This is a genomic window from Rhodococcus sp. IEGM 1307, assembly GCF_030056915.1.
In the GTDB taxonomy this organism is placed as follows: domain Bacteria; phylum Actinomycetota; class Actinomycetes; order Mycobacteriales; family Mycobacteriaceae; genus Rhodococcus_F; species Rhodococcus_F opacus_D.
In genome coordinates this window covers 49,462-76,333 of sequence record NZ_JASHKW010000024.1, presented here as the reverse complement: position 1 = coordinate 76,333, position 26,872 = coordinate 49,462, and the positions used below count along the sequence as shown (strand labels likewise).

At 64.8% G+C, this 26,872-nt stretch carries 22 protein-coding genes, 1 tRNA gene and 2 pseudogenes; 17 read left to right on the top strand and 8 right to left on the bottom strand.

The features are described 5' to 3' along the window. Positions 1-34: 34 nt before the first annotated feature. Positions 35-1,072, top strand: coding sequence for an alpha/beta fold hydrolase (locus QM841_RS34995; RefSeq protein WP_283335478.1), 1,038 nt, complete (start codon positions 35-37; stop codon positions 1,070-1,072). A gap of 213 nt (positions 1,073-1,285) precedes the next feature. Here QM841_RS34995 and QM841_RS34990 read toward each other — a convergent pair. The 4 genes from QM841_RS34990 to QM841_RS34975 form a co-directional block, all read right to left on the bottom strand. Beyond that, positions 1,286-1,359, bottom strand: a tRNA-Ile gene (locus QM841_RS34990). An 83-nt stretch (positions 1,360-1,442) separates the two neighbouring features. Then, positions 1,443-1,790, bottom strand: coding sequence for a hypothetical protein (locus tag QM841_RS34985; protein WP_283335547.1), 348 nt, complete (start codon positions 1,788-1,790; stop codon positions 1,443-1,445). A gap of 327 nt (positions 1,791-2,117) precedes the next feature. After that, positions 2,118-3,308 (bottom strand): alpha/beta fold hydrolase, encoded by a 1,191-nt coding sequence (locus QM841_RS34980; protein WP_502943305.1) that lies wholly within the window; start codon positions 3,306-3,308, stop codon positions 2,118-2,120. A 230-nt stretch (positions 3,309-3,538) separates the two neighbouring features. Further along, the gene (locus tag QM841_RS34975) at positions 3,539-4,558 is read right to left on the bottom strand and encodes an esterase/lipase family protein (protein ID WP_283335477.1); all 1,020 of its coding nucleotides are present in this window, start codon (positions 4,556-4,558) and stop codon (positions 3,539-3,541) included. Positions 4,559-4,926: 368 nt separating this feature from the next. Between QM841_RS34975 and QM841_RS34970 the strand changes: the two genes are divergently transcribed. The 10 genes from QM841_RS34970 (at position 4,927) to QM841_RS34925 (ending at position 14,203) form a co-directional block, all read left to right on the top strand. Then, a complete protein-coding gene (locus tag QM841_RS34970) occupies positions 4,927-5,286 on the top strand; it encodes a hypothetical protein (protein ID WP_283335476.1) in 360 nt (119 codons plus the stop codon). Between the two features lie 69 nt (positions 5,287-5,355). After that, a complete protein-coding gene (locus tag QM841_RS34965; protein ID WP_283335475.1) occupies positions 5,356-5,604 on the top strand; it encodes a hypothetical protein in 249 nt (82 codons plus the stop codon). 617 nt (positions 5,605-6,221) lie between these two features. Continuing rightward, the gene (locus QM841_RS34960) at positions 6,222-6,869 is read left to right on the top strand and encodes a ScbR family autoregulator-binding transcription factor (RefSeq protein ID WP_283335474.1); all 648 of its coding nucleotides are present in this window, start codon (positions 6,222-6,224) and stop codon (positions 6,867-6,869) included. Between the two features lie 421 nt (positions 6,870-7,290). Next, positions 7,291-7,440, top strand: coding sequence for a hypothetical protein (locus QM841_RS34955; RefSeq protein WP_283335473.1), 150 nt, complete (start codon positions 7,291-7,293; stop codon positions 7,438-7,440). A 541-nt stretch (positions 7,441-7,981) separates the two neighbouring features. After that, on the top strand, positions 7,982-9,430 hold the full coding sequence (locus tag QM841_RS34950) for a WS/DGAT/MGAT family O-acyltransferase (RefSeq protein WP_283335472.1): 1,449 nt from the start codon (positions 7,982-7,984) through the stop codon (positions 9,428-9,430). A 35-nt stretch (positions 9,431-9,465) separates the two neighbouring features. Beyond that, positions 9,466-9,603: a hypothetical protein gene (locus QM841_RS34945; RefSeq protein WP_283335471.1), complete on the top strand. Its 138-nt coding sequence runs from the start codon at positions 9,466-9,468 to the stop codon at positions 9,601-9,603. Between the two features lie 45 nt (positions 9,604-9,648). Beyond that, positions 9,649-9,783, top strand: a complete 135-nt coding sequence (locus QM841_RS34940; protein WP_283335469.1) for a hypothetical protein — start codon at positions 9,649-9,651, stop codon at positions 9,781-9,783. A gap of 1,034 nt (positions 9,784-10,817) precedes the next feature. Continuing rightward, positions 10,818-12,287 (top strand): nitrate/nitrite transporter, encoded by a 1,470-nt coding sequence (locus QM841_RS34935; protein WP_283335467.1) that lies wholly within the window; start codon positions 10,818-10,820, stop codon positions 12,285-12,287. A 218-nt stretch (positions 12,288-12,505) separates the two neighbouring features. Then, positions 12,506-13,171 (top strand): DUF8020 domain-containing protein, encoded by a 666-nt coding sequence (locus QM841_RS34930; protein WP_283335465.1) that lies wholly within the window; start codon positions 12,506-12,508, stop codon positions 13,169-13,171. A gap of 879 nt (positions 13,172-14,050) precedes the next feature. Next, complete coding sequence (locus QM841_RS34925) at positions 14,051-14,203, top strand: hypothetical protein (protein WP_179443367.1); 153 nt, start codon at positions 14,051-14,053, stop codon at positions 14,201-14,203. 363 nt (positions 14,204-14,566) lie between these two features. On the opposite strand, the gene QM841_RS34920 is transcribed toward QM841_RS34925, so the two are convergent. The 3 genes from QM841_RS34920 to QM841_RS34910 form a co-directional block, all read right to left on the bottom strand. Next, the gene (locus tag QM841_RS34920) at positions 14,567-15,184 is read right to left on the bottom strand and encodes an RES family NAD+ phosphorylase (RefSeq protein WP_283335464.1); all 618 of its coding nucleotides are present in this window, start codon (positions 15,182-15,184) and stop codon (positions 14,567-14,569) included. Beyond that, positions 15,181-15,705 (bottom strand): hypothetical protein, encoded by a 525-nt coding sequence (locus tag QM841_RS34915; RefSeq protein ID WP_167116440.1) that lies wholly within the window; start codon positions 15,703-15,705, stop codon positions 15,181-15,183. Before QM841_RS34915 ends, QM841_RS34920 begins: the two co-directional genes overlap by 4 nt. An 896-nt stretch (positions 15,706-16,601) precedes the next feature. Further along, positions 16,602-17,246, bottom strand: a complete 645-nt coding sequence (locus tag QM841_RS34910) for a carbonic anhydrase (RefSeq protein ID WP_283335463.1) — start codon at positions 17,244-17,246, stop codon at positions 16,602-16,604. Positions 17,247-18,301: 1,055 nt separating this feature from the next. Here QM841_RS34910 and QM841_RS34900 point away from each other — a divergent pair. The 3 genes and pseudogenes from QM841_RS34900 to QM841_RS34890 form a co-directional block, all read left to right on the top strand. Then, positions 18,302-18,967 (top strand): response regulator, encoded by a 666-nt coding sequence (locus QM841_RS34900; RefSeq protein WP_283335462.1) that lies wholly within the window; start codon positions 18,302-18,304, stop codon positions 18,965-18,967. Between the two features lie 43 nt (positions 18,968-19,010). Further along, positions 19,011-19,740: pseudogene (locus QM841_RS34895) on the top strand (GAF domain-containing protein); the annotation flags it as partial. Between the two features lie 17 nt (positions 19,741-19,757). After that, positions 19,758-20,777 (top strand): annotated as a pseudogene (locus QM841_RS34890) (serine hydrolase domain-containing protein); the annotation flags it as partial. A gap of 311 nt (positions 20,778-21,088) precedes the next feature. On the opposite strand, the gene QM841_RS34880 reads toward QM841_RS34890, so the two are convergent. Then, on the bottom strand, positions 21,089-22,564 hold the full coding sequence (locus tag QM841_RS34880) for an APC family permease (protein WP_283335461.1): 1,476 nt from the start codon (positions 22,562-22,564) through the stop codon (positions 21,089-21,091). A 1,530-nt stretch (positions 22,565-24,094) separates the two neighbouring features. Here QM841_RS34880 and QM841_RS34875 point away from each other — a divergent pair. The 3 genes from QM841_RS34875 to QM841_RS34865 all read left to right on the top strand — a co-directional run bounded on the left by QM841_RS34875 (position 24,095) and on the right by QM841_RS34865 (position 26,807). Then, positions 24,095-24,604, top strand: coding sequence for a hypothetical protein (locus QM841_RS34875; RefSeq protein WP_283335460.1), 510 nt, complete (start codon positions 24,095-24,097; stop codon positions 24,602-24,604). Then, positions 24,537-25,514, top strand: a complete 978-nt coding sequence (locus tag QM841_RS34870) for an SDR family NAD(P)-dependent oxidoreductase (RefSeq protein WP_283335459.1) — start codon at positions 24,537-24,539, stop codon at positions 25,512-25,514. The genes QM841_RS34875 and QM841_RS34870 overlap by 68 nt, the downstream gene beginning before the upstream one ends. Before the next feature lie 72 nt (positions 25,515-25,586). Beyond that, positions 25,587-26,807, top strand: a complete 1,221-nt coding sequence (locus tag QM841_RS34865; RefSeq protein ID WP_283335458.1) for a cytochrome P450 — start codon at positions 25,587-25,589, stop codon at positions 26,805-26,807. The last annotated feature ends 65 nt before the right edge of the window (positions 26,808-26,872 follow it).

Below are 26,872 nucleotides of genomic sequence, written 5' to 3'. Positions count from 1 at the left end.
ATCGACGTAGAACGCGACAGTCGAGGAGGGTGCGATGAACCCCAGTCGCATACGCAGGCTCCGGCCGGTGCCCGACGCCGAGCCGCAACTGATGTTCCACACCATCCACGGGTACCGACGCGCCTTCCGCATGACCGGTGACGGCCCCGCGCTGCTGCTGTTGCACGGCATCGGCGACAACTCGTCGACCTGGACCGAGATCATCCCGCACCTCGCCGAGAATTACACCGTGATCGCACCCGATCTACTCGGCCACGGACGCTCCGACAAACCCCGTGCCGACTATTCCGTCGCCGCCTACGCCAACGGCATGCGCGATCTACTCTCGACCCTGGGAATCGACCACGCCACCGTGATCGGACATTCGCTCGGCGGCGGCATCGCGATGCAGTTCGCCTACCAGTTCCCACAGATGGTGGATCGGCTCATCCTGGTTTCCGCCGGCGGTATCACCACCGACGTTCACCCACTCCTGCGCCTCGCGGCGACGCCGATCCTCAACGAGGCACTGAAATTGCTGCGCCTGCCGGGAGCGGTGCCCGCGGTGCGGTGGGTGGGAACGGTGTTGACTCGGCTGCACGGCACCGCCCTGCACCCCCGTGCGGCGCTGCACGACACACCGGATCTGGTGCGTATCCTGACCGAGCTGCCCGACCCCACCGCGTACGAGGCTTACCTACGCACCCTGCGTGCGGTGGTCGACTGGCGCGGACAGACGGTAACCATGCTCGACCGCTGCTATCTGACGGCTAGTCTGCCTGTTCAACTCATCTGGGGAGATCGAGATACGGTCATCCCCGTCAGCCACGCCCACACCGCGCACGCGGCAATGCCGGATTCGCGGCTGGAGATCTTCCCGGGCGCCGGTCACTTCCCCTTCCGGGACGACCCCCTGCGCTTCCTCCACACCGTCGAGGAGTTCCTGTCCGATACGCGCCCATCGCCATTCGACGAGGCCAGGTGGCGGCAACGGCTCACCATCGGAACCGTCGAGAAGACTCTTACCCCCGACGTCTCCACGCGTGCCGACGCGCTCGACGCGGTCGGATCCGCCGAACGCAGCGCCACCTGATCCGGGCTCAGATGACCGACCTAGGCACACCTACCCGGTACCTGGGGTAGGTACCACTCGGCACGGTCACTGGTCTGCAGCACCGTGTTCGAAAGATTCACCACCTACCGACCGGGAATCCGCCACGGTCATGTCACTGCCTCGCACACTCTCGATCCGGGCGGCCTGACCCCGTCCCTCCACCGGCCTGTTGGGGGCCGGCGATGAACGCGGTGGGGCGGGCGGGGCTCGAACCCGCGACCAATGGATTATGAGTCCACGGCTCTAACCGACTGAGCTACCGCCCCATCACCGCACTACCCCCACCATCGTGGGGCGTGGTGATGCTACCGGCCACCCTGCTGTCCATCCCCGCCCGCGTCGGGAAGTCTCATGCGCGGCCGAAGAGCTGCCGCACGCCACCGTCCTCATCGACCGCATACAGCGCCATCCCCAACAGATCCAGAATCCGCTGAGGTGCCCGCACCGCGGCGTCCACCGATCGCGGCTCGTCCCTCACGACCAGCGCGAACGACACCGACTGATCCGGTTCGCTCGGCATCCGCCGCACCAGCTGCCCGATGGCGGTATCGACATCCAATCCCGGCGCGGCGGTCGCAGCCTTGACCTCGGCGTAGAGCAGGTGGCCGTCCTTCTCGGCAACGATGTCGACGACATCCTCGTCGGTACGCACCGTCCAGCCCTGAGACGACAACCACTCCGCGAAGTCCCGGGCCACGCGCGCCTCCTCACCTCTCATACCGCCACAGTAAGCCCGAAACGGCAGTTCAAACCCCTTTTGTCGAGCGACACGGACCCCGCGGTGCGCGATACTTCCGGCGCCGAACACGGCACACTCGAGCCTGCCCCGAAAGATCCCGTGCGGTGAGACGGTCGTCTACGACGCTCCCTCCCGGACCCAATCCGTGCTAATCACGTAATCACCCGGCTACTAACGAGATTCGTGCCAACGACGCCTGACGCCACCCAGAGCTGACTGTGCAGGCGACGAGCCGGGAACCGGGGCGTCATGCACCTTTCAGTTCGGCACGGCCTGGACCGGCGGTTAGCACCGTGTCGGGGCGGGCTCCCCCCGGAAACGTGCCGCGATGAACTCGTACGCATCCGGAAAACCCACCACCGCAGTGGTCATGTGCTCGGAGATGTCATAGGGCACGAACGTCAGCCTCGCACCCGCGGTGCAGTACCGGCGCGCCACCTCCGCCACCGAATCGAACGGAGTGAGCCCATCGAGCGTGCCATGCCACATATACACCGGCGCCGACGGCACCCCCTCGAAATACCGGAGACTGTTCTCCCGCAACACCTGCCGCGCCGCCGAACTCGCCATCAGACTGGTCGACGCCGCCAACTGCCCGGCGTTGCGGAAAGCACCATGGAACAGCAGGAACCGCCGGCACTCGTTGCTCATCCATTCCCGCAACCACAGACCGGTCTCATTGAGCTGCGACGACACCGGCAACCGATCCGGGTACTCCCGCTCGAGACCGATCGCCGCCGCGAAGGCCAGCCCGAACCCCGGATGCGGGTTGAAGCCCAGCCCCTCGGCCATCTGCTCGAGATCCGCCGGCACGCCGCCCTGCACCACCGCCGCCAGCTTCAGCTCGGGGGCATAGGTCGGGGCGAGCGCCGCCGCCCAGGCGCTGGCCATTCCCCCACCCGAGTAGCCCGCCAAAGCGACGGGACTGTTCGCCAGGCCCAGTTCGGCTACCCGCTGCACCGCGCGGACACTGTCCAAGGTGATCATGCCGCCGAGCTTGGCGGCACCGTATGCACCGGTCGGGCCGAGGTGATCGGGCACCGAGACCGCCCACCCCCGCTGCAGACCCAAGTACATCCCGGGTGATTCCTGCATCTCCAGGTTGAACAGGGCCCGGGACGGCGCGCACTTGGTTCCCAACGAGTTGACGATCGCCTGATACGACACCAACGGCGGATTCGCCACACCCCTGGGAAGGAGCACCGTCGTGACCGCCAGAATGGGGTTGCCGGCCGAGTTCGTCGACCGGAACGCGATCTGCCACCCATCGGAGTTGGCGTACATCCAGGTGTCGATCCGCCGCGTCCGCACCACATCGCCGGGCTGCTTGGCCCCGAGATCGGTGGGAGCGAGGTAGAACGGGTCCGGGTCCGGCCACGGATACAGCGGTTCCGCGTTCGCCGGCACCGGAACTGCAATCGCAAGGAAAAGGACACCGAGAACCGCCGCCATCAACCCCCGCACACCGCGCCGCATCAAGTCCTGCTCCCTCTGCGCCCCCTCGTCAGGACACGGTGACTGTATCCGCGCGGGCACCCGCTCCGTTACCGGCTCGATCCCGGCGACCGCAGCGACAGTGTCTCAGCGAACACCCGGCGTGCAGGTTTCCGCATCCCGCTTCATGCCGGCAGTCACCAGCCGCGCCGCCGCCGCGCCCGCCGTGGTGCCGTGGTGCCGCGACCCGTCAGCCCGCGACGCCGCAGCCATCAGAACTTCTCGGTGAGGATCATCTCCAGTACCCCGGTGCCCGCCGGGACCACGGTGCAGGGCGGTGCCGGCGCCTGTGCGGGATCGAGCACACCCATCACCAGTTGCAGGGTGTACTCGTCGTAGGGCATCCGGAAATGCCCGGACTGATTGGACGGGCAGAGATCCCCAATCATCAGGTTCGTCGCCGACCCGTCGCGCAAGGCGATATTGGTCGCCGGCTGAATGACCTCGTCGAGCCGCGACCCGATCGTCGTGTACCGGGTTCCCCCGGCGGTGTCTCCCCCGCTGTTGAGGTCGTCGAGGAACGGCGAGCCCTGGGCCTGCTGCTCCAATGCGGGCGACACCAATTCCGGGGGAAGCACCCTTCGCGCCCACTGCATGCCGCCGGGAGTCTGCTCGAGGACCGGAACGAGACCGAACAGGGTGCCCCCGTAGGTCGGTGAGGCCAGACCCACCCACTGATCGACCATGGCTGCACCACCGAGTCGGTTGACGTAATAACGGGCCACCGTCGCCCCTTGCGAGTAGCCGACGATATTGACCTCGGCAGCGGCGGTCGCGCCGCGGACCTCGGCCACGAACTGCGCCAGCTGACCGGCGCTGACCGTCATGTCCTCGGTCCCGTAGTTGTCGCCCCCGGGCGCACCCCCGTAATTCAGCGCGAACACGCAGAACCCCGCCGCGGCCAGTCGCGGACCGAGCGCCGCCCAGTCCGAGTACGCATTCGAGTCCGTGCCGTGCACCAACACCACCGGCCTCGGATGCACGGCGGTCGGGGTGCAGGTGAAATCGTTGACTCCAGGCGGAACCGATCCCGGGTGCTGCCGCGCATACCGGGCGGCATCGGGATGCGCGCTCTGGGCGGGACCGACGCGGTCCGGTACCTGCCACACCGAGCTCGCCCCGGGTAGATCCGGAACCTCCTCCGCCGCCGCGACCGGTGCCCAAAGAATCCCTGCGGCCAGCCCGACGCCCACTGCCGCGGCCGCCCACCTCATCTGTCGATGTGCCCGCATCCTGCCGCTCCCTGCCCTACCTCCGCGGCCCGAACATTCGTGCCGACACCACTACCCGAGCACCCCGGAACCGAGTCGGCTCCGGTAACAGTGTGGAATATGTTGAGCGCAAACGCTATTAGGTCAATCGTCCAGTTACGCTGGGTCGCATGCCATCCGGCTACCACTCGAACAGTACGACCGCTGGCGCATCCGACGCGCCCATCCTGCGGGTTCGATCACTACCGCCCAGTAATGTGACGCACGCCACAGCTAGCGTTGCGGAGATGCCTTACCCTGCTGAGAAACACGCCACCTAAGGCTTCCCCCACGAATCGGATACACAGAGTGAGTCGGAACCCGTGCCCACTCGAGGAGGTGCGGTCGCCATGACCATAGAACAGCTGGTCCGCAACCCCGTCGTCGCGGTCCGGGTCACCGCCGACATCGCCAGCCAGTCGCCCCGAGACGTTGTCGCGGCAATGTTCTCGTTCGACCTCGCAGGCGGGAAGGTCGACCTCGACGCAGTCGAACGGATCCGAGAGCGCGACTTCGACGACTGGATTTCCGCCACCGCCCGGTCCGGCCTCTTCTCCCCGCGGGAGATCGAGGCCCTGGCCCGGTCATGGCACGCCGACCCCCGGTCGCTGTTCGAGGCGCTCCTCACCAACGCCGACGACATGACCCGCAAGCGCTACGAGATCGCCTGGGACTCGCTCGACGAGGCCGACGCACTCGAATACGCCTGACGGTGGCGGCCACCGACGATGGAACGCATGACAGCCAACGCACCACAATGAGCAACGAAAAACGTTGAGGTGAACAGCAAGGGAGGACGGCACCCGATGACGACCCCGACCGTTCCGGAGCAGTTGCTGCACCACGTGCAGGACCGCACCACCGAGATGCGCCGATGGCTGGATGCGGACAACAACAGCGAAACGCTGATGGCGCACCTCCACGACGAACCGGTCGACGCAGCGTGGCTGCGCACCTACCAACGCCTGGGACGCGACCTCATGTCGGCCGTCGGAAACGCGCAGGAGCAGTTGCCGCGACGTCAATAAACACCGAACAAGACTGTGCGCTCGAAAGGATACGGGCCACGCGCGCGGTCCGTCGAACCGTCCCGCCCACCGAGCACACAGCGGTTTTCGGCCTTGGGTCAACCCGACACCTACGCTTGGCAACGGCCAAGACCTGAAGTCCCGTTCGTCGATCCTTCGGGTGCGGCGACCACTGCTCGATCTCCGCCAAGGCGAAGGTGCCGTGATCGTCGTAGTCCGCGAGCAGTGTGACGAAGTCCCGCTCCCGGCCCTCGCGGGACGGGTCATCGGTGGGACCTCCGATGTCGGGGCGCCGATAGTTCCAGGGCCGCCCGAGCGGCCATCTCACCTCGCGCCTGAGTTCCCACGATCCTGAAGTGCAGCCGCCGGCCGCCGCCCTGAACGTCGTCGCCCGTCCGGCGCATCCCTGGGGCAGTCCATGTCGACGAGATCCGAAATCCGGGCGGCAGGCCATCTTCTACGAGACCGGAAAGCCTTGCAGAATAGGGGGCCACACAGAACATCATGCGACGAACGTCCACATCGGGTATGCATGTGCAGTGCGTCGTTCAATCCCATTCAGGACGGTTCAGGACAGCCGTCCGGCCAGATGATCTCGGTACTCGAAGGGCAGGTGGATGGCCACCCAGAAGCGGGCGGAAGTCACTCGTCGCGCATTGCTCCACGCCGCGGCCGAGGTGTTCACCCGCCACGGCTACGCAGACACGAAGCTGAGCGAGATCCTCACCCAGGCCCTGGCCACCAAGGGGGCACTGTACTTTCACTACGCCTCCAAGGAAGAACTCGCCCGCGCCGTCATCGAGGAAGGCACGAGGCGGTTCACCGTCGTGTGCACCCCGTATCTCGACTCCCCCACGCCGGCATTCGAGGCCATGATCGGCATCTCATTCGTCACGGTCGACGCCGCCCTCAACGACGCGGTGATGGGGGCAACATTCCGCCTCATCACCGAAATGGGCGACTACCGAAGTTCAGAGACGGACACCTTCGCGACCTGGATATCCACCTACCAACTCCTGGCCCGCCGAGCAATCGAAGAAGGTGACCTGCGTAAGGACACTGATCCGGACGCAGTCGGTCAGCTCCTGGTGGAACTCTTCGCCGGGGCACGCCTCCTGACGACGGCCACCGACAACCCCGCCGCCCTGCCGACGCGTACCGCGATGGCGTGGGATCTGCTGCTCCCAGTGCTGGTGACCACACCGAAGATCGACTACTTTCGACAATTCGTCACCCGGAGGCTGCCCACGGTGGGCCTGCCGTGAAGGTTGGTGTCAACAAGCGCCGAGGAGCCTCGGCGTAACCGAACGCACGGCGTACGCTGCGCGTCTGTTGTCAAAGATGACACGCCGGGTACACCCACCCTCCGCGCTGCGCCGACACCGTCCAGGAGTTTCGCCGGCAAACTGGCCATAGGTGGCGTGCCACACCTGCGCCGGGATAACCGTGCTCGTTGTGTATGACGCTGCACAGGACCGCGCAGCTGTCCCGCACCTCGAGCGCCCCACTTTGGTCGTCGTTCATCGCGCTTCCGGTCACCTGCTACCGGTATCGGCCTCGGCGGCACAGTCGCGTCCTCCCTCGAACGCCGTGCGCGGGCCACCGCCCCGCTGGTGACGGTACGCAGGCGCAGCCGGACGGCGTCGCCGACGCACCGGGCGAGTTCCCCGATGGAGCCGCTGATAGGTGGCCAACCACGTCCGGTCGACCGGTTCGACGCGCAGGTACGCCATCAACGCCGCACTGTTGCTGTCGATGGCCAACCATCGGGTGCAACGCGGTCGCGCAGTCCTGCCCCTCTCGCAGCAACGCCTGCTGCAGAACGGGAAGGTGTGACATCTTCTCTCACTCCCGGGTCCCGAATTCCGATGGCGGTGAGGTGATCTGCAGACCCCGTCGCTGCACGCGCCGAGGTTCGCTGCACGCGATCGACGGATTTCGACGTCGGTTGTGGTATTCGGGCGCTCCTGTGACGATGACCTCCGGTTCAGATGAGGCCCCTCGGAATCCGATGTCCCTGAGTCGGCATCCCCCACGCGTCGCCCATCAACTCTCGTCACAAGCAATGACCAACCATCACGCCGGAGCCGGGTGGTGAATCGCTTATCCAGCACCTGCCGACGGGAGTGAGGAACAACCGTGCAACGCCGAGGCGGCCGAGGGGACGGCAGAAGCAAAATTAGTGGACATGTGACCAGTAGCGCGGCGGACGGGTGTGCTGTAGAACGTAAACAGGTACATCGGTTTGTGATGTAAACCACACCTAAATGTGACATTGCCGCCGCTTTACCCACCTGCACCACAGTTCCGGAGGCAGGGCCCGGACCGCCCACCACGGGTGGCCCGATTCCGAGGACGAGAAGGGGACTCTTCGCGGATGTTGTTGCCGATGGCGCCGACCGATTCACTGTTCCTGCTGGGCGAGTCCCGGGAACATCCGATGCACGTCGGCGGGCTGGCGTTGTTCACCCCACCAGACGGGGCGTCCGCCGCGGACGTGCGGGAGATGTTCGAGACCGCCCTCGCCGGCGACCGGATGGCCACCTTGTTCCGCAAACGTGCCCGCCGGTCGGTGACCTCACTCGGGCAGTGGGGCTGGGACACCCTCGCCGACCACCAGGTGGACCTCGGGCACCACGTGCGCCGGGACGCCTTGCCGCGGCCCGGCGGCACGGACGAGCTGATGGCCCTGGTGTCAAGGCTGCACGGCACCCTCCTCGACCGCAGCCGCCCCCTGTGGGAGATACACCTGATCGAGGGCCTCGCCGACGGCCGCTACGCGGTCTACACCAAAATCCACCACGCCCTCGCCGACGGCGCCTCCGCGATGAACCTGCTGGCCGGATCCCTGAGCGCCGACCCGCACCGGCGGCACATGCCCGCCCCCTGGCAACCCACACCGCAGCTGGCCGCCGTTCCCACCCCACCCGAACCGATGCAGCCGACGGCCCCCGCGCCGGGTCTCGGCGTGACGACGGCGTTGGATCTCGCCGGCACGGCCGTGCGCGCCGGCCGCACCGTCGCCGGAGAAGTGGCCGGCTTGGTACCCGCGGCGATCAACACCCTCGACCGGGCCGCCCGCGGCACCGGCGGTACCCTCTCGCTCACCGCCCCGCACACCCTGCTCAACGGGCCGATCGGCGGCGCCCGCCAGGTCGCCGCCCGCAGCTTCCCGCTCGAACGAATCCGGTTGCTGGCCAAGCACGCCGACGCCACCGTCAACGACATCGTGCTGGCCATGTCCGCCGGGACGCTGCGCGGCTACCTGCACGCCCGCAACGCACTACCGGCCGACCCGCCGATCGCGATGGTCCCCGTCTCACTGCGCCCCACCGCCCAACCCGGGGACACTGTGTCGGGCGGTGCGGGCAATCGAGTGGGGGTGCTGATGTGCAACCTCGCCACCCACCTCCCCGACCCCGGACACCGCCTCGAGACCATCCGCGACTGCACGCGCGAGGGCAAGGCCGCGCTGCGCGAGATGAGCCCGGCACAGGTACTTGCGACGAGCGCCCTCGGCGCCGCCCCGCTCGGAATGGAGATGCTCCTCGGCCGGCGCGGACCGCTCCGGCCCCCGTTCAACGTGGTGATCTCCAACGTCGCCGGCCCCCGAACCCCCTTGTACTGGAACGGGGCCCGACTCGACGCCCTGTACCCACTGTCGATCCCCACCACCGGGCAGGCCCTCAACATCACCTGCACCAGCAACGACGACCAGATCGTCTTCGGGCTCACCGGCTGCCGCCGCACCCTGCCCGACCTGAACCCGCTGCTCGGCCGCCTCGACACCGAACTCGACACCCTCGAACGTGCCGTCGGCCTGTAACACCACACCACCCGAAACCAGGAGAACCGAACTACATGAGCACTCCCACCCCCGCGGCACCGAACCCGCACCTCACCGCACCGCGCACCGGGCCGATCAGCACCGCCGAGATCAAGACCCGCATCGAGGCAATGTTCCCCGACGACCGACACCCGCCCCAACCAACCCGTTGAACCCACCGTTCGCCCCGACACCGACACCCGATAGGACCCCGAACCATGAACACCAACGTGGCACTGCTGCTGGGATTGCTCGCCGGAAGCCTCGGCGGCACCGCAGCCCTGCAGACCTTCCTCGGACGAACCGGCAGTAAGCGCCGCACACGGGGTGCACCCTTCCACCCGAACGGCTAACCACCGCGGCGATCACCTGCCCGTGCACGGTGCGGGCGGGTCGACCACCAGCGGATCGGCTGAGCTGCGAGCCAAAGTGCCCGGGCGAATTATTCTGTCACACATCGCTATACGATTCCCGCGCGACACTGTCCACCCTTCTCGCTTCCCCCGCATGGCCCAGGGCCCCGCCCGCGGACGATGAGCCGGGCCGCTGGAGTGTCCCCCGCCTCACGCACGCAGCCGACATCGGGCCTCATTCGACATTCGCGGTGTTGACGCGGCCGAGGACGTCTCATCGCTCGGCGGTGAACCGACGTTGTGCAGTGCCCGCGAAGATCCGATGTCAGTGAGCGTGCCGACCTCAGTCCACTCTGTCGCGGTCCACCGGAGACGGTGAATCGACTCGTTTGCGGACCAATCGCGGCGATATGCACCTCCGCGCCTTGCGACGAATCATATTCCGCAGCTTGACATCAGAGCTGTCCCGGGTGCCTGAAACCACGTCCTATTATCCGCACGTCTGTCCGCCTCGACCTCCGGACCGATGCCGAGTCACACACCGGCGCAGTGCTGCTGTTGGGGCACGGCCGAGGAAGATCGGACTGACGCGGGAAGGTCGAGCGCCGCCGATCCGTGGCGTAGGCCCTGGACCAGGCGTTGATCGGCAACATCCTGCTCGACCTTGCCATGATGTTCGCCTGCCTGCCCGACCTCGCCCCGGGCCATGTTCGGACATGTCGCCGTCGGTCCCGCGCTGGCGCCCATGATCACCACCCGGGCCCGCCGCCGACGCCCACAAGAAGATCGCGACGATCGACACCGCCCGCGCTGCGAAGGCAGACCGCATCGTCTACGGACGGGGAACATGCCCCCGAACAGGCCATATGCATGTGTAGAGTGTGTCGCCCGATGGTCACGGTGTTGTTTCCGGGTGCTGTCTTCGGCGCAGTTGCCCGGGTGAGCGAAGTGTAAGCACACCGTGACCACACGCCATTGAACGGACACATTCCGGCTTTATGGTTCTGCGAATCTTCAATCTCAGGAGCTAAGCCGTGACAACAATATCTGAGTCACCTTCGAACTCATCCCATTCCCCCGTATCGGTCGGGCATCGGATCGACAACTGGGACCCCGAGGACGAGGCCGCCTGGGAGGCGGGCGGGAAGAACATTGCCCGCCGCAACCTCCTCGGCTCCATCCTCGCCGAGCACATCGGATTCTCGGTGTGGTCGGTGTGGTCGGTGATGGTGCTCTTCATGCCCACGGCGGTCTACCACATCGACGCGGCCGGAAAGTTCTTCCTCGTCGCCATACCCACCCTGGTCGGCGCCGTACTTCGCCTGCCGTACACCTTCGCCACGACCACCTTCGGTGGCCGCAACTGGACCATCATCAGCGCACTTGCACTGCTGGTTCCGATGACCCTGACGCTGTACTTCATCTCACGGCCCGAGACCTCCTACACCACGTTCATGATCGTCGCCGCGTTCGCCGGACTCGGCGGCGGGAACTTCGCGTCCTCGATGACCAACATCAACGCGTTCTACCCGCAACGACTCAAGGGCTGGGCCCTGGGTTTGAACGCGGGCGGCGGCAACATCGGTGTTCCGGCCATCCAGTTGATCGGCCTGCTGGTGATCGCCACCTGGGGCAACCGCAGCCCCCAGATCGTCTGCGCGGTGTACCTGGTGCTCATCGGCATCGCCGCCGTGATCGCCGCCCTCTACATGGACAACCTGACCGACCAGAAAACCGACGCACGATCACTGCTCGACGTGCTCAAGTTCCGCGACTCCTGGATCATCTCGTTCCTCTACATCGGAACATTCGGATCGTTCATCGGATTCAGCTTCGCCTTCGGCCAGATCCTGCAACTGAACTTCCTCGCGGGACTGACCAACGGCGCTCCGGCCACCCCTACCATGCAGGCCACCGCCGCCCTGCACGCCGCCCAGATCGCCTTCATCGGACCACTTCTCGGGTCGCTGTCCCGCCCACTCGGCGGACGCCTCGCAGACAAGATCGGCGGCGGCCGGATCACCCTTTACAGTTTCGTGGCGATGATGGCGGCCGCCGGGATCCTCGTCGTCGCCGGCACCGTCGACGACGCAACCCCCGGGGCCGCGAACACCGCCATCATGACCGCCTACGTCGTCGGTTTCATCCTGCTGTTCGTCATCTCCGGAATCGGCAACGGGTCCGTCTACAAAATGATCCCGGCGATATTCGCGGCGAAAGCCGCGGCGCTGCACCCCCACGACGCACCCACCGCCGCCGTCTGGTCGCGCACCATGTCCGGGGCACTGATCGGAATCGCCGGCGCCGTCGGTGCACTCGGCGGAGTCGGAATCAACCTCGTCCTGCGCGCGTCCTACCTCGGGGTACACAAGTCCGCCACCACAGCGTTCTGGGTGTTCGCCGCGTTCTACATCATCTGCGCCGTGATCACCTGGACCATGTACCTCCGGCGACCGACCGCACCCGCACCCACTCCGGCCGGTGCCCTCACACCCACTCACTGACCCACAGCCGGGCACGCTGATCCACCCGCGGAACACCGTTCCACCGACCATCATCCCCGCCTTTCGCTGCCGCACAGCGCCGTGGGCAGTCCTCACCCCCAAAAAAGACAGCGCGCACGGTCAGCCCGCGTCGACCGACGCCGCCGTCATCCGCCACCTTATGTCCAGCACAGCAGGGACCGTTCGGTCCCTGGAACACACGAAGGAAATTCACGAGCATGAGAATGTCCAAACTGATGACGGTCGCCGCCATGACCATCGCGTCGATGGGTATCGTCGCCGGTACCGCCCACGCGGAACCCGCACCGGCCCCGGCCGCGGGGGTCGGGTGGAACCTCACCCGCAACGGTGACCAGGTCATCATCGACACCACGGCCGGGTCACTGAGCAACGAGAACAACCACCTGATCGTCCGCGACGCCAACGGCACCACCGTCGAGTCGGTACCCCTGTCGCTCGCCGTCAACGGCTTCGCACACCCCGTCGCCGCACAGATCAACGGCCGCACCGCAACCCTGACCACCGACACCAACCCGGCCGCCGCAACACCGGTCACCCTGCCATTGCGGCAGGTCGACCTGCCCGCCGCCACCGCCGGAGTCAAGGACAACATCACCCTCACCGCGGCCGTCGGCGGCTTCCTCGGCGCGGCAACCGGTCTGGTCGGCGGCTGCCTCCTCGGAGCAGTGGCCGGGGCCGTGATCTCCGCACCCGCAGCACTGCTGTTCGGCGCGGGCCCAGTGGCAGGATGCATCGGCGGCGCACTACTCGTCGGCGCGGGCGCCTCCCTCGCCGGCACCGCGATCGGCGGCCTCGGCGCCATGGCAGCCAACGCGGATCCGTTCATCACACTGCTGAACCAGCCGCCCGCCCCAAAGAAGTAACACCGCCCGCAAACATCATCGCTGAACAACGTCCCGTGAGTGCGGCCCGCCTGGCGGGCCGCACCGCGGACCCTCGCGTCGCAGATGCGGATTCGTATCCTCGCAGCATGTCGCGTGGATGAACCCCACCCACTGGGGCAGGCGTCGCACACCATGCGCGTCCGGCTGAAGGCAGGGGCACGGTGTCGACGTGGTGTGCGAGCATCTCGAGGGGTCGGTTCCGACGCGGCGTCGCTGGCCTACCAATAGGGCCGGGCGGAGAGCGAGGAGGCCGACAGGCGCGAGCAGCTGCGGAGGAGGATGAGCATCTACTCGGCGTCCAGTTCCCTCCGTATCGCGTCGAGTTCCTCCTTGATCCGAGCCGTCCTGTTGTGTCATGGATCCGTAGGGCGTCATCAGGATCAACTCGGTTTGCTGCGGTGAGAGCGAGTAGCGCACGCAGGCGGGCTGCGGCCTCGTCCCCGCCCTTTGATCGAAAGATCAATGCCAGGATTTCGAATGCGTTCTCCTGCGCCAGATTCGCTGCGACCAGGAGTTCATATCGTTCTCGCCGTATCGGCCCGCCAGGGTCCGGACGTTCCATCACCCTCACCTCCCTCCCGGACATCCGACCACACGGGACGCTCAGCTCGGTCGCTTTCCGAGCGAGTCGGGGCCGAGGCGGTGCACTGCCGGGTCGTCCTCGAAGCAATTCCCACAGAATCAGCCATTCCTGCTGCTCATGCGGATCGCGCTCGTACCGGCCACCGCGACAGGGCCTGCCGGTCGAGATGCACAATCGGACAAGTCCCGCTAGCAGCGCACAATCGCCCTGCTCAACGGGGCGATTGTCGGGATGGGCGATGCCGGGAAGTGCGGCGTCGAGAGAAACACGCGAATATGAAGGAAGCCTCCGACGATACGAAGTCCACCAAAAGTGGCGGGAATCGCTACCCCGAGTGCAAGTTATGGGATCTGATCCTGGATTCAGCCACCTTGATGGCCGCCGCAGTGATCATCGCCCTCACCCTCACCACCGGTGGATACCTGTGAACTGACGCGCCAATGCCGGGCCCCTGCCCCGCCGGCCAATCGCGGGTCGCAATATGTACCTGCCGCCGGGGTCCAGGCCGCCCGAGAATGGGAGCGAACGGCACTGATCACAATGCGGCGGCAGACCGCCTGCCGTCGCAGACTCGCCGCGCTCACGTCGGCGAACGAAGCGCCAGCGGAAAAGTACTACTCCCCGCGGCGAGGTGTGGCGCGTTCCCACCAGTCGATCGTCTCGCCGTCGGCCCCGAGCCACCGCTGCCGTCCACCACCACCCATGCCGCCGCGGATGCGGCGCTTCCCCAAACGGCTGATGTGTCCGGCATTGGACGCACGCCGTCGCCCTACCGAGCGCGGGCCGGCTCGTCAGGTCGGCGGATCGAGAACCCGGACCGACCGCGGAAGCGGCTGTACCGCAATACCGCAACGCCTCGCCGCCGCCGCGAAAGACTCCGGGCGGGGATCCACAGGCCAGGACACCTCCCCGGTCGGACCGAATACCGCGGCCGCATTCGCCGCCGGGCCCGTGGTGAACCGCGTCTGGTACCGGATGCCGTCGAACTCGGCATCGAATGCCGCCGCCCACGCCCGGGGAACGTCGTACGGTGTCATCGAACACAACTCCCGGGTGAGCCCGAACGCGGCAGCCCCGTCGGCGCAGGTGTCCGCGAGGTCATGGGTGCCCGGTACCCGCATAGTCGACAGTGCCCGCTCGGCCGCGAAGTCGTGGGCGATCACCCCGAGCGATGCCAACGCCTCCCCCACCGTCTCCCGGATCGCCGTCGTCTCATCGAATGCGACGTAGCACGTACCGCGCGGCGCGGCCAGATCAAATCGTCCGCCACCTGACGAGGAGAACCACCACGGTCCATTCGAGACCCGGTGACCCCGCTTGACCTGCCGCCTCCCGGTCAACCGCCAACCAGGAAACCCGGTGAGCGCGCGCGTTCCGGGCGCCCGCAGAGCAACGTCCTCCCGGGTCACGCCGCCCACCGCTGCACATCCGCGCGGGCCGCCGCCAGGACCGGGTCGACCCGGCCGCCCTCGGTCAACCAGCCCACCGCGGTCTTACCGCCGAACGCATCCTGTGGTGCCCGCAGCCACAGCGCACTCGTCCACGGGTCGGCCCCTGCACGCAGGACACGCCACACCTGCACCAGCGCCGGGTCCACGGTGCCGCTGCGGGTGAACTGCCACACCGGGTAGACCCATTGCCCCTCCTCGAGCTGGCAGGCGATCACCGCGTTGGTGGCGACCTTCTTGCTCACCGCCTGCCGACTGACCTTCCACCACCGAGTCAGACCGGCGGTGTCGTAAAACGGGCCCACGACCTGGTCATAGACATGATGGGTGGGAAGCGCAGCCGACATCGCGTCAGCGATCGCCTGCACGTCCGCGAACGCGTCGGTGGGCACGCCGGCCGCAGCGGCGGCGGCGAAGGTACGGTGCACCCGCTGCGAGAGCTCCTCCATCAATTGCTTCTCCTGCTCCACCAGCGACGTCATCACCCACACCCACCCTTTCGCGTCAACTTTGTCAACCACAATGATGCACCAAAGGGTCAACCACGTCAACCAGACCGTCCACTCCTTTGGCAGACGGATCTTGTCAGACTGCGCTATCTACCGGCTCGCCTCGACTTGTCGCGCACTGCACGACTCGGTGTTCTTTTGCCGTCACGGAATCCGCCGCAACGTGGCGGAACTGCCACTGGGCCTTGGGACCAGTCGTCGGCTACCCACTTCATGAGGGCGGAGTAGGTCCATGGAGTGTCTGCACACGTTATCCAGAACGCCCCGGGTGGCGTGACACTGCGTGCGGGCGGTAGGCGACGCCAACCAGGGGTCCATGACTGCACGATCCGACGCACGGAAGTTTTACCAGCACTCCACCTTCCGTCGTTCTGATCAGATTCCGAATCCCCCACGGGGCCTTCCGCGCAGAACAACCCACGCGCCAGCGTAAGATCCACCGAAATCTGATAGTCCCCGGACACGAACTGCGGATCCACCAGATGGCGTTCGCGCCCCCGTCGTGGAGGTGGAGTTTCTTAAATTGCCGGCAATTCCGTTGATCGTGTTCTAGTGAGATGCCGCGGTAAGCGCTGCCGTCCTCCGGCGATATCTGCCACCGGCCTCTGAGGTCCTGGATGCCTCACCGATCTGAGATTCATTCGCGCAGCCGATACCTTCAGCTCACAGGGGTTGGCAAGAACCTGTAGTGAAGATGAGTCGTGCTGCGCTTAATTCCCGTCCGCGCCATAGGACCCTGGGTGACGAGGCGGGTCGGTGGGGATCTCTCCGAGCCCTCGGTGTTATCTGGCGTCCTCGGGGCCGATCGCCGTGCGTAGATCTTGTGTCACACCGTTCGGCACGGTAGTTCGGTGCCGTGCTCCAGCGGCTCAGCGGTTTCGGCCGCGTGAGTCGCGGAGTTCGCCGATGTCTCCGACCCCTCCCTGCAGGTGCATCCGGCCATCGGACAGCTTGTAGGTGACGCCGGCAATAGCGCAGGCACCACTCCCGACGCGATCGGCAATGATGCGCGAACGCTGCATCAGGAGAGTCCCGGTTTCCACGACGTGGCGGCCTTCGAGTTCGTCGACGGTGGTGAGGCCCTCTTTGCGACCCATCATGATCGACGGCGCCACCCGTTCAACGATGCTGCGGATGAAGCCGTCCGGAACCTTGCCCTTGTCCAGCGCGTCGAGAGTGGACTTCACGGCGCCGCAACCGTCATGACCCAGCACGACGATCAAGGGCGCGTCGAGGATCTGCACCGCGTACTCGATGGAACCGAGCACGGCGTCGTCGAGGACGTGGCCGGCCGTTCGGACGACGAACATGTCACCGAGGCCCTGGTCGAAGATGATTTCCGCAGCGACACGTGAGTCTCCGCATCCGAACAACACCGCGGTGGGGTTCTCTTCGTCGACGAGCTGCGCGCGGTCGACGATTCCCTGGCTGGGGTGGATCGAGACTCCGCTGACGAAGCGCTCGTTACCCTGGCGGAGGGTTTTCCACGCGGCAACCGGGTTGGAGTGAGGCATGCGGTTATTGTTCACCCGCGCTGTTTCGCCTGCTCGGCGGGAACATTACGGCGACGGAAACTCCGGTTCGCGGGTCGAACGACGCGGGGTGGCAGCCGGTGCCCGCCGCGACCGACAGTGTGCCGCGGGAAGTGGCCTTCGCCCCTCCCGCGACCGAGACCGGCGCCGGATCGTGGAACTCGAGCCGATCCCACACCGAAACGCGTCGGCCACCGGAACGAGGAGATCACGGTCGACAAACCCACACCCGCCGCCGTCGATTTCCGCGGACGATCCACGACCGTACGACGATCCAGGCGATGTGCGGTACCTCCCACCCGGGCCGGCGTCGCACTCGCCATGCTCGTGGGTGCGGCTATCGCGGGGTCCGTCGTCCTGCTGGGTGGCTGGTTCGCCGCTCCGACAAACGGGGTGGGTGCCGCGGCAGCTGTGGTCGGCACGGTGGGGTCAGCCGCGGCGATGCTGAGACCGCATCGGCCTCACCGGAGGTCCCGGGTGATCCGCCCGGCGGGGACTATCGGCCCTAATCCGGCTGTCCCCGGCGGCGAAGACTAGGGGATAGTCGACCGAAGCGGAGGCAATCGTGGACACCACCATTCCGGACGAGAACGTCGTCGCATTGCGGTCGATCCGGCCTGTCGCGCTGCCTCAATCCACAACAGTGTCGGCCGTCCTCGTGCTGGGCACCGAGAGCGACGGGAGGCAAGAGCGGCTCCGATCCGGCGAGGCGTTGTCCGCGGTGCTCCTGGAGGCCACGGTCGGCGGGACTCACGACGGGCCCCCGCACCCACATGCCGGAACTCCGGCAGAGCCGAGAGATCATCCGAGAACCGCTCCCGGACGGCGGATACCCCAAGGCCTTGATTCGGGTGGGCACCACCGGGCACGAGCTTCGGCTGCGGCAGACGGCGAGGCGTCCCACGGACACGGCGGGAACCGGCGTGGTGGTCGGCGATGACGGGCGGCCACCCGATTCGGCTGTGCCCTCGCACGCCTCCCGTTCGACGTAGCCCCCGTGATGCGATGGCGCCCACCCGCGGACTGGAGGTTGCCGAATGATCACCGTCTTTCTGGTGGACGCTCACGGGGTCGTTCGCCGCGGAATCGCGGACCTCCTCACCGCGGACCCCGAACTGGTGGTGATCGGGGAGGCGACCTCCTCCGCGCAGGCCCTCGCCAGGATCCCCGTGCTCAAACCCGATGTCGCGGTGCTCGATGTCCGGTTGCCCGACGGGAACGGCATCGAGTTGTGCCGGGAGTTGCTCTCCCGGATGCCCGCACTGCGTTGCCTGATGTTGACGTCCATCGCCGACGACCAGGCGATGCTCGACGCCATCGTCGCCGGGGCCAGCGGGTACGTCGTCAAGGACTTCCGGGGGATGGAACTGGCCGAGGCAGTCCACGATGTCGGTGCGGGCAAGTGGCTACTCGACAGTCGCGGCGCCGCCACGTTGATGGCGAAGCTCCGTTCGGACGCGAACGAAAAGAACGGGCCGTTCGCGCGCCTCACCAATCAGGAACGGACCTTGCTCGCGCTGCTGGGCGAGGGGCTGACCGATCGACAGATCGCCGAACGGATGTTCCTCGCGGAGAAGACGGTCACGAACTACGTGTCCCGGCTGTTGACCAAACTGGGCGTCGCACGCCGCACCCAGGCTGCCGTCCTCGCGACGACGATGCCCCACAACCGCCCCGAATACCGACAGGTCCCGCGGGCATAGCAGCGGACCGATTTAGCTGCTCGAAACACCGCCTCGCGGAAGGATGCGTTCGGTGCCCCGTCGACAGCGTGACCGGGATCCCGGTTCTGTGTTCAGCCCTCTCTCCGGGCTCCGTCTGAGTGAGCTGCTGAGCGAGGTCCAGGACCGGGTCGACCAGATCGTCGAAGCCCGTGACCATGTCGGTGGGCTGCTCGACGTGATGCTCGCAGTGACCTCCGGACTCGACCTCGACGACACCCTGCGCACGATCGTCCACGCTGCCATCAGTCTGGTGGACGCCCGGTACGGGGCGTTGGGGGTGCTCGGCGTCGGGTATGATCTGAGCTAGTTCGTCTACGAGGGTATCGACGAGGCGACGCGCACGGAGATCGGCGAGCTCCCCCCGGGGTCGAGGAGTACTGGGGATTCTCACCATGGATCCGAAGCCGATCCGTCTCGACGCCCTCTCCCAGCATCCGGTGTCGGTGGGGTTTCCGTCGCACCACCCGCCGATGAGAACCTTTCTGGGAGTGCCTATCCAGAGTCGGGAGACCGTGTTCGGGAATTTGTATTTCACCGAGAAGGCGAACGGTCAGACGTTCACCAAGGACGACGAAGTCATTCTGCGGGCCTTGGCGGCGACCGCGGGCATCGCCATCGAGAACGCCCGGCTGTATGAGCAGTCGCGTACGCGGCAGGCCTGGCTCGCGGCGACCCGGGAGATCGCCACCGAGTTGTTGGCCGGCAGCGTGACCGCCGACGTCTTGCAGGTGGTCGCTGACGATGTTTTCGCACCGAAGCGATCGACGGCATAGATGCGGGCACCGCGCAGCGCCTCGATGACGCGATCGGTCGGGCCATGACCGAGGCGTCGATTCCCGGGTCGATCGTCGGCATCTGGGGACCGGAGGGAAACTACGTGCGGACGTTCGGCGTCGCCGACAAGGCCACGGACGCCCCGATGAAGACCGACTCATACAGTCGAATCGGTAGCATGACAAAACCATTCACCGTCACCTCGATGCTTCAGCTGGTCGATCAAGGTAAGGTGGCGCTCGACGATCCGATCTCGAAATACATTCCGGACGTGCCATCAGGCAATCAGATCACTCTGCGTGCGTTGGCCGGAATGCAAAGTGGACTTGTCACATTCGACGATGTGGACGAATTCACGGACTTGTATTCCGCGGACCCGGAACAATCCTTCACTCCAACACAACTGCTCGGGTATGCGCTCGACAAGCCACTGCAGTTCCCACCCGGCACCCAGTACCAGTACTCGAACACCAACCCCGTTTTGCTAGGCCGGGTGGTAGAGATGCAGAGCGGTCAAAGCCTGCCCGACTACATCAGCGAGCTCATCCTGTCCCCGCTGACGATGACGCACACCAGCTTCCCCACCAATGCAACCTTCCCCGACCCCCACGCGCAGGGCTACACGGAACTCACGAGCCGGAATCAGGTCGCCACCGACTGGAACCCGTCGTGGGCGTGGGGGTCGGGGAATATGATCTCCACGCTGGAAGACCTGCTGACCGACCGCTGGGGCACAACCGATCACAAGAACCGGCGCCCCCTCGCCGCCCAGGACACCACCCGGCTGCTCCTGCAAATCGGCAACCTCGTCTGCGGCTGGCTGCTGCTGCGCAGCGCCCAGATCGCCGAGGAACGCACCACCACGGCCACGCCGGCCGACCGGGACTTCTACCTGGGCAAGGCCGCCACCGGCCGGTGGTTCGCCCGCCACGTGATCGCAACCATCCCGGCAGAACTGGCCAGCATGCAACACACCAGCAGCGACCTCGTCGAACTCCCTCACACCGCCTTCTGACACACCAGCTGACCGCGCATCCGACGGATGCGGCCCAGACAGGCGAATCCGCACGCCACGCCCACCACCCGATCGCACGGGCGTGCGGATTCGCCCCTCCTTTACCCCATCTGCGGCAGGGATATTCACCACCTGCACATCTCCCGAACCCGTCAGCCGCGAAGCCGAGCTCCCACTCATAGACGATCCGTAGTGTGCCCCAGTCCGAATCTTCGAACCAATTCAAAACCTGAGGGAATCAACAGCCGAAACACGCGCCTCTCAATTCGAAGATGCGCGGGATTCGACCTGTTCAAGACAACGGCGTGGAACTACCCTACTTTTTGTCTTCCTATTCGGGCATACGTCTCTGGGCGGTGCACTCGGTACACAGCGGCCAGAACCATTCCGGTCGCAAGAGTTGCCCACAGCGCAACCTGCAGCGCGATCGCTTCGGATATCGAACCGCCTGTCATCGACGTGAAATGCGTGATCGCGAGATACAACACTATTCCCATGCTGATCGCGCTCAGACAAGGTGCGACGAACATACGGCACAAGTGGCGTTCGGCAATGTCGGATCGACCGAAGAATACGAGGGCACTGACGCCGGTGAGAAACATCAGTACGAGCACGGCGAAGCCGCCCGTGCCAGCAAGACTTCCGTACACGTGTCCAGGCGGGGATCCTGCGAGCGCGAAACTGCCGAGTACCAGCAATAGAACCACCGTTACCGTGACCGAGCTGATGTATGGGGAACCGTGCTTCGGATGAATACTCCCGAGCCGAGAAGGCAAGACGTGATCTACACCCAACGAATACGTGTAGCGCGAAAGGATGTTCTGCACCGACAGCAAGCAAGCGAAGATCGAGGTGCACAGCAGCACGCGGACAACATCTGTCGCTGTATCACCCAAGTACGAGGTAACTGCGTTAGGGAACATCCCCGCGTAGTCCGCGATGGCGACGTCTTGAGCCTTGCTGGGTCCGTATGCCACGATCAGCAACCAGATACTGGCGAGGTAGAAGACACCGATGAACAACACGGCCCCGTAGGTCGCGCGGGGTACCGTTTTGTCGGGATTCTTAGTTTCTTCGCGGAAGATCGCGGTCGCTTCGAACCCAAGGAAGCACGTGGCTGCGAACAGGACGGCGATACCGATGTCGCCTGCAGCGAACCCGCTCAGCGAGAATGGCTCCAGTGAGATGCCCTCCGGCCCGCCACGTTTCAGCACTGCGACATTGAAGACGAGAACAATCAGGATCTCCAGACCCATAACCACCGACAGAACCTTGGCGGACAGATCGATCCGAAAGTATCCGAGAACTCCGACCACCGCGACACACAGCAGCGAGTAGACATACCACGGAACCGTTGGACCTTGGAAGGTGTCGCTGACAAGGCTGGAGGCGACGGTGCCGAAGAACGCGACGGTACCTACACCCATCGCGACGTATCCGAACATTGCCAGGAAGCTGGACCCGAGTCCGAGGTGTCGACCTAAGCCCGCGGTGATGTAGGCGTAGAAGGCACCGGGATTGGGCAGGTACTTTGTCATCGTTGTGTAGCCGACCGCAAAAAGCATCAACAAAGCGACTGCGACCGCGAATGCGATCGGTGCGCTGCTGTTGTAGCTCAGTACGAACACGGCGAACGCAGCGACCACCGTGAGCGGCGCCGAGAATGCAAGCACGGTGAGCATCAACTCTACGACGCCAATCCGGCCTTGCAGCGTACGCGGGGGGTCGGTCGGTGCCGGTGCGGCGGCGGGCGGAATCAAGGGTGGAATGCTCGCCTGATCGGTCATTCGAGGTCCTTCATCTCAGCGCGGCTGTTGCGCGCGAATGGGGCAGAGGGAAGTTACTTCGACTCTGACCGACAGCCCGCCGGCGTTTCAGATGCCGAAGAAGGCCTCTGATTAAACAACGCTTAATCCAGGCTGTCGGATGGATAGCTTTGCATGCAAGCGGCAAGGGGTCGCATCTCACTGAGAAGCTTCTTACCTGCAGTAAACGAAGTATGAGTGATTCGGGTCACTCAGATCTGAACTGTAGATCACAATGAATCAATATTCAATAGAAAACTGGGTCAATTTACGACAGGTTAATTTTACCTAGTCTTTATGTTGTCAGCGCCTACCCATCACAGAGCGAGTCTGGGCTGGGGCCATACGCCGATCAGCACCTCGCTCCCGCTGCGATCTCCGGTAGGTGGGGCAGCCGCTAGCACGCAGGCTGGAGGGCGAGTCTCGCCCGCCGAGCCGTCCACATCTACTTAACGTGGGTGAAATAGTTGAGTGCCAAACCGGACACCGTCGATTCGGCGTTGCTCGCTGTCGCCATCCAACGCCACATGAATCCTTATTTCCTGGTGACGGTTGCCTTAGCATGTGAGCTGGGTTAAATTAACGCACATTAGAGGCGGGGCCACAAGGCATCGGGAGGCCAACCAGATCTGCACTGCTAGCCAGCCGCACACGCGGGCAGCCGCCCGTCCAGCACATCCGGTGCCGCCCTGCGGAGGAGCCGGCGCCAAACGGCCGCGCGGCCACCGCACGTTCACCATCAGATTTGGCGAGGGGATCAATTGCGCACCCCGATCCCCTACCTCGCGACGCCTCGACGACAGCCGTCACCGATACGGGCCGTCACGTCGTCAGCTCGCAGGTCAGAACGAGGTCTTTCAGATGTCAGTTACACATCATGATCAGCAGGACGCCGTCTACCGCGGTCGGTGGGCGATGATCGCGATCATCGCCCACGGCGTCCTGTCCAATGGACTGCAGATGTACTGCATCGTCCCCCTATTCAGCCACATCCAGGACGATTCCTCCTTGTTTCTCTGGCAGACAAGACTTTTAGTTTCTATCTTCTTCTTCGCCGTTCGCTGGTGGGATCTCTATCTGGTTCGTTCTCGGCGCGATAGGCTTCCTGGGGATGTTCTTGTTCGCCGCTTTCGCCACGTCACCGTCGGAATATGGCGACTAAATGCCGAAACAGGCCTACGCTACGGCTCTCGGGCTGATCCTGACTCTGGCCAACGTAGGTGCCGTCGTTTGCCCGTATGTGAAAACGCTGGTCGCCGAGCACTCGACCCCCGCCGCGGGATGGTGGTTGATTGCCGGCATTTCGGTTGCAGTGTGGTTGCCCCCGCATCCTCGAACCCGCGGCCGAACCGCACAGGTGCGGCCAGTAGCGACACGCATGTGCCTGCGGAGGTCCCGTGACTCGGCATCTCGACTGCAGCGAAAGTTTCTGCACCCGTGTGCCACACATCAACCCGCACCGCCGCAACGTGAGCGAAGTGGTGGAGACACCGTCGAATTTCGAAGGGAACCATGAAGACCGAACTGGACGGGGCGGGGGAGTCCACGCCCGTGGAAACGCAAGAGCGTGACGCAATGATTCGCAAAGCACTCGAAGGCGAGATCACCGGGTGCGCCATGTATCGCAAGATGGTTGAACATACTCAAGGGGCAAACAGGGCGCCCCTTGAGCTGCTCTACGAACTCGAGCGGGTCACCGCCCAGGCACTCGAGACCGTAGCGGCCCGATATGAGGTCGCTGTCGACCGTGAGGCCGCCACCGCCGAAGGACTCAAACTCGCGTCAGATCTCCTCAATCGGTCGTGGGAAATGATGTGGGCCAGTATAATTGAGCTCGCAGACGACTATCTCGGCCACTTTCAGCGCCTAGCAGCAGCTCTTGAAAGAACCGAAAGCGCAGCAGCTGGGCGACAAGCAGTCGAGCACGAGGACGCCGTGATCGAGTTCGCCAGACGTGAGGTCGGCAAGGCATCAGATTCCCACGCGCCGCTGCTCGATTACCTCGCGCGATACGCCAGCTAGGTGCACCCAAACGAACGGACAATTTCCTCGTCGGCTTGAGGGAATTACAACAGTAGACCAAGAGAAGGAAGAAGGAACAATGTCGGACAACAACTCGTCGAACAGGCTTTCCGGCAAGACCGCGATCGTCACGGGTGCCGGACGTGGTATCGGCGCAGCGATCGCTCAGCGTCTCGCCAACGACGGTGCTCAGGTTCTCCTGACGGGGCGTCAACACGGACCGCTCGAGGACATAGAGAAGAAGATCAGCCAAGCCGGCGGGAAGGCGAGAGTTGTCACCGGGGACATCTCCGTTCCAGAGGACGTCGACTCCATCGTCAGCGACGCCGTGCAGGCCTGGGGGCGAGTCGATATTCTCGTCAACAACGCTGCAGTCTTCGATGAGCCGCCCTTCATGGAGGTCTCGCTAGAGGCGTTCAGGACGACATTCGACATCAACGTTCTTGGCACATTCCTGATGTCACAACGCGTCGCGAAGGAGATGATCGGCGCTCACAGCGGGTCGATCGTGCACATTTCGTCGATTGACATCTTCGGTGCCGACGGGCCGGTGACGGCGTACACAGCGACGAAGGCTGCGGTCTCGAGCATGGCGCGCACCATGACGATGGAACTTGCCCCACTCGGGATTCGGGTCAATACGGTGGCTCCCGGGTTCATCAACGCCGACATGCTCGTCAAGACTTCTACACCCGCGGTGCTCGATCACATGATGAACGACTTCCAACGTGTCCCGCTCCGACGCTTGGTAGAACCGGAGGAAGTTGCCGCAGCCGTTGCGTTTCTGGCCTCCAATGATGCCTCGGCCATCACCGGCATCGATCTGGTCGTCGATGGCGGGCTCACAGCCAATCTCTACGCCGTCGAGACACTACCGGAGCCCATGATTCCTCTCGGCGCGGCGGAGTAGCTGCCCGAAACGATGCGGGCAAGACGGCGACCGGGCATCACCTGCAACTTTGGACATGAAAGGTCTCAGACGATGAACGCGATACACACCGTTGCCCCGGAGTCGATTTCCGCAACCGACTCGTCGGGGCGGCAGTACTTTCCGTGGGACGATCCTGACTTCACGCTCGATCCCTATCCCTGGTATGCGCGTGCGCTCGTCGAGGCTCCCTTGATCTATGACGACTTGGGCTTCTACGTGGTCTCTCGCTACAGCGACGTCATGGCTTACGGGAAACACCCGGCGATGTCGGTCGAACCGGGTTGGGAGCAAGCAGGGCCATGGTCGGTCGCCAGAGAGACCGTCATCGGGCGCGATCTGCCCGATCACACCCGGCTGCGCCGCCAGACCAACAAGTGGTTCGGACCCAAGATCGTCGATCGGTGGACCGAGACGACCAGGGCGGTGGTCTCGGGCATTCTCGACTCCTGCCCCGATGGGGTTCTGGACGGCTGGCACGACTTGTCGGTCATTCCCACCCACCGAACCATGTGCCGTGTGCTTGGAGTGCCCGACGACGATCACGTCGAGGTCCAGGAGTACATGTCCGAAACAATGCCCATGATGGCGGCGAGACCGGCGGTTGGTGCAGTCGACCGCGCCGCTGTAGGTTTCGATCAACTGGGTCTTCGGGTCTCCGCGCTCATCGCTGACAAGCAGGCGAATCCAGGTGACGGGCTTCTGGATTCGTTGCTCACTGCGGTCGACCGTGGGGAAATTACCTTCGACGAGGCCGGGGCTACGGCGTTGATGCTCTACGGACTCGGACACATGGACGTGGGTTATCTGATCGCTGCGGGGTTGAACATCTTCGCGACCAGGCCTGACGTCTACGATCGTTACCGAGAATCCGTCGATCTGCGGGACTCGATCATCAACGAAGTCGTTCGGTTCGATCCACCCGAACTGTGCTTCTATCGGGTTACCACATCACCTGTCACCATTCGATCCGTCGATATACCTGTCGGCTCGAAGGTCAGGTTCATGATTGCTGCCGCGAATCGCGATCCCGAAGTGTTCGACAATCCCGATACCTTCGAGGTCAATCGCCCTCCACGTGAAAGCCGCAATCTCTCGTTCGGTATGGGTCCCCACACGTGCGCCGGCCAGTACATCTCGCGAGCTCAGGCTCGCACGGTTTTCGATCAGTTGGCGCATCGTTTCCGTCGTATCGAACACGTCGACGAACCCAACATGGACAATACCGACTTCTCGCGGCACTTCACGTCTCTGAAGCTACGCCTCGTCGAGTAGCTCGCAGGTAGGACGGCCGATGTCGCGGGTATCGCGGGTATCACACCGAGAGTCCCGCGCATCGC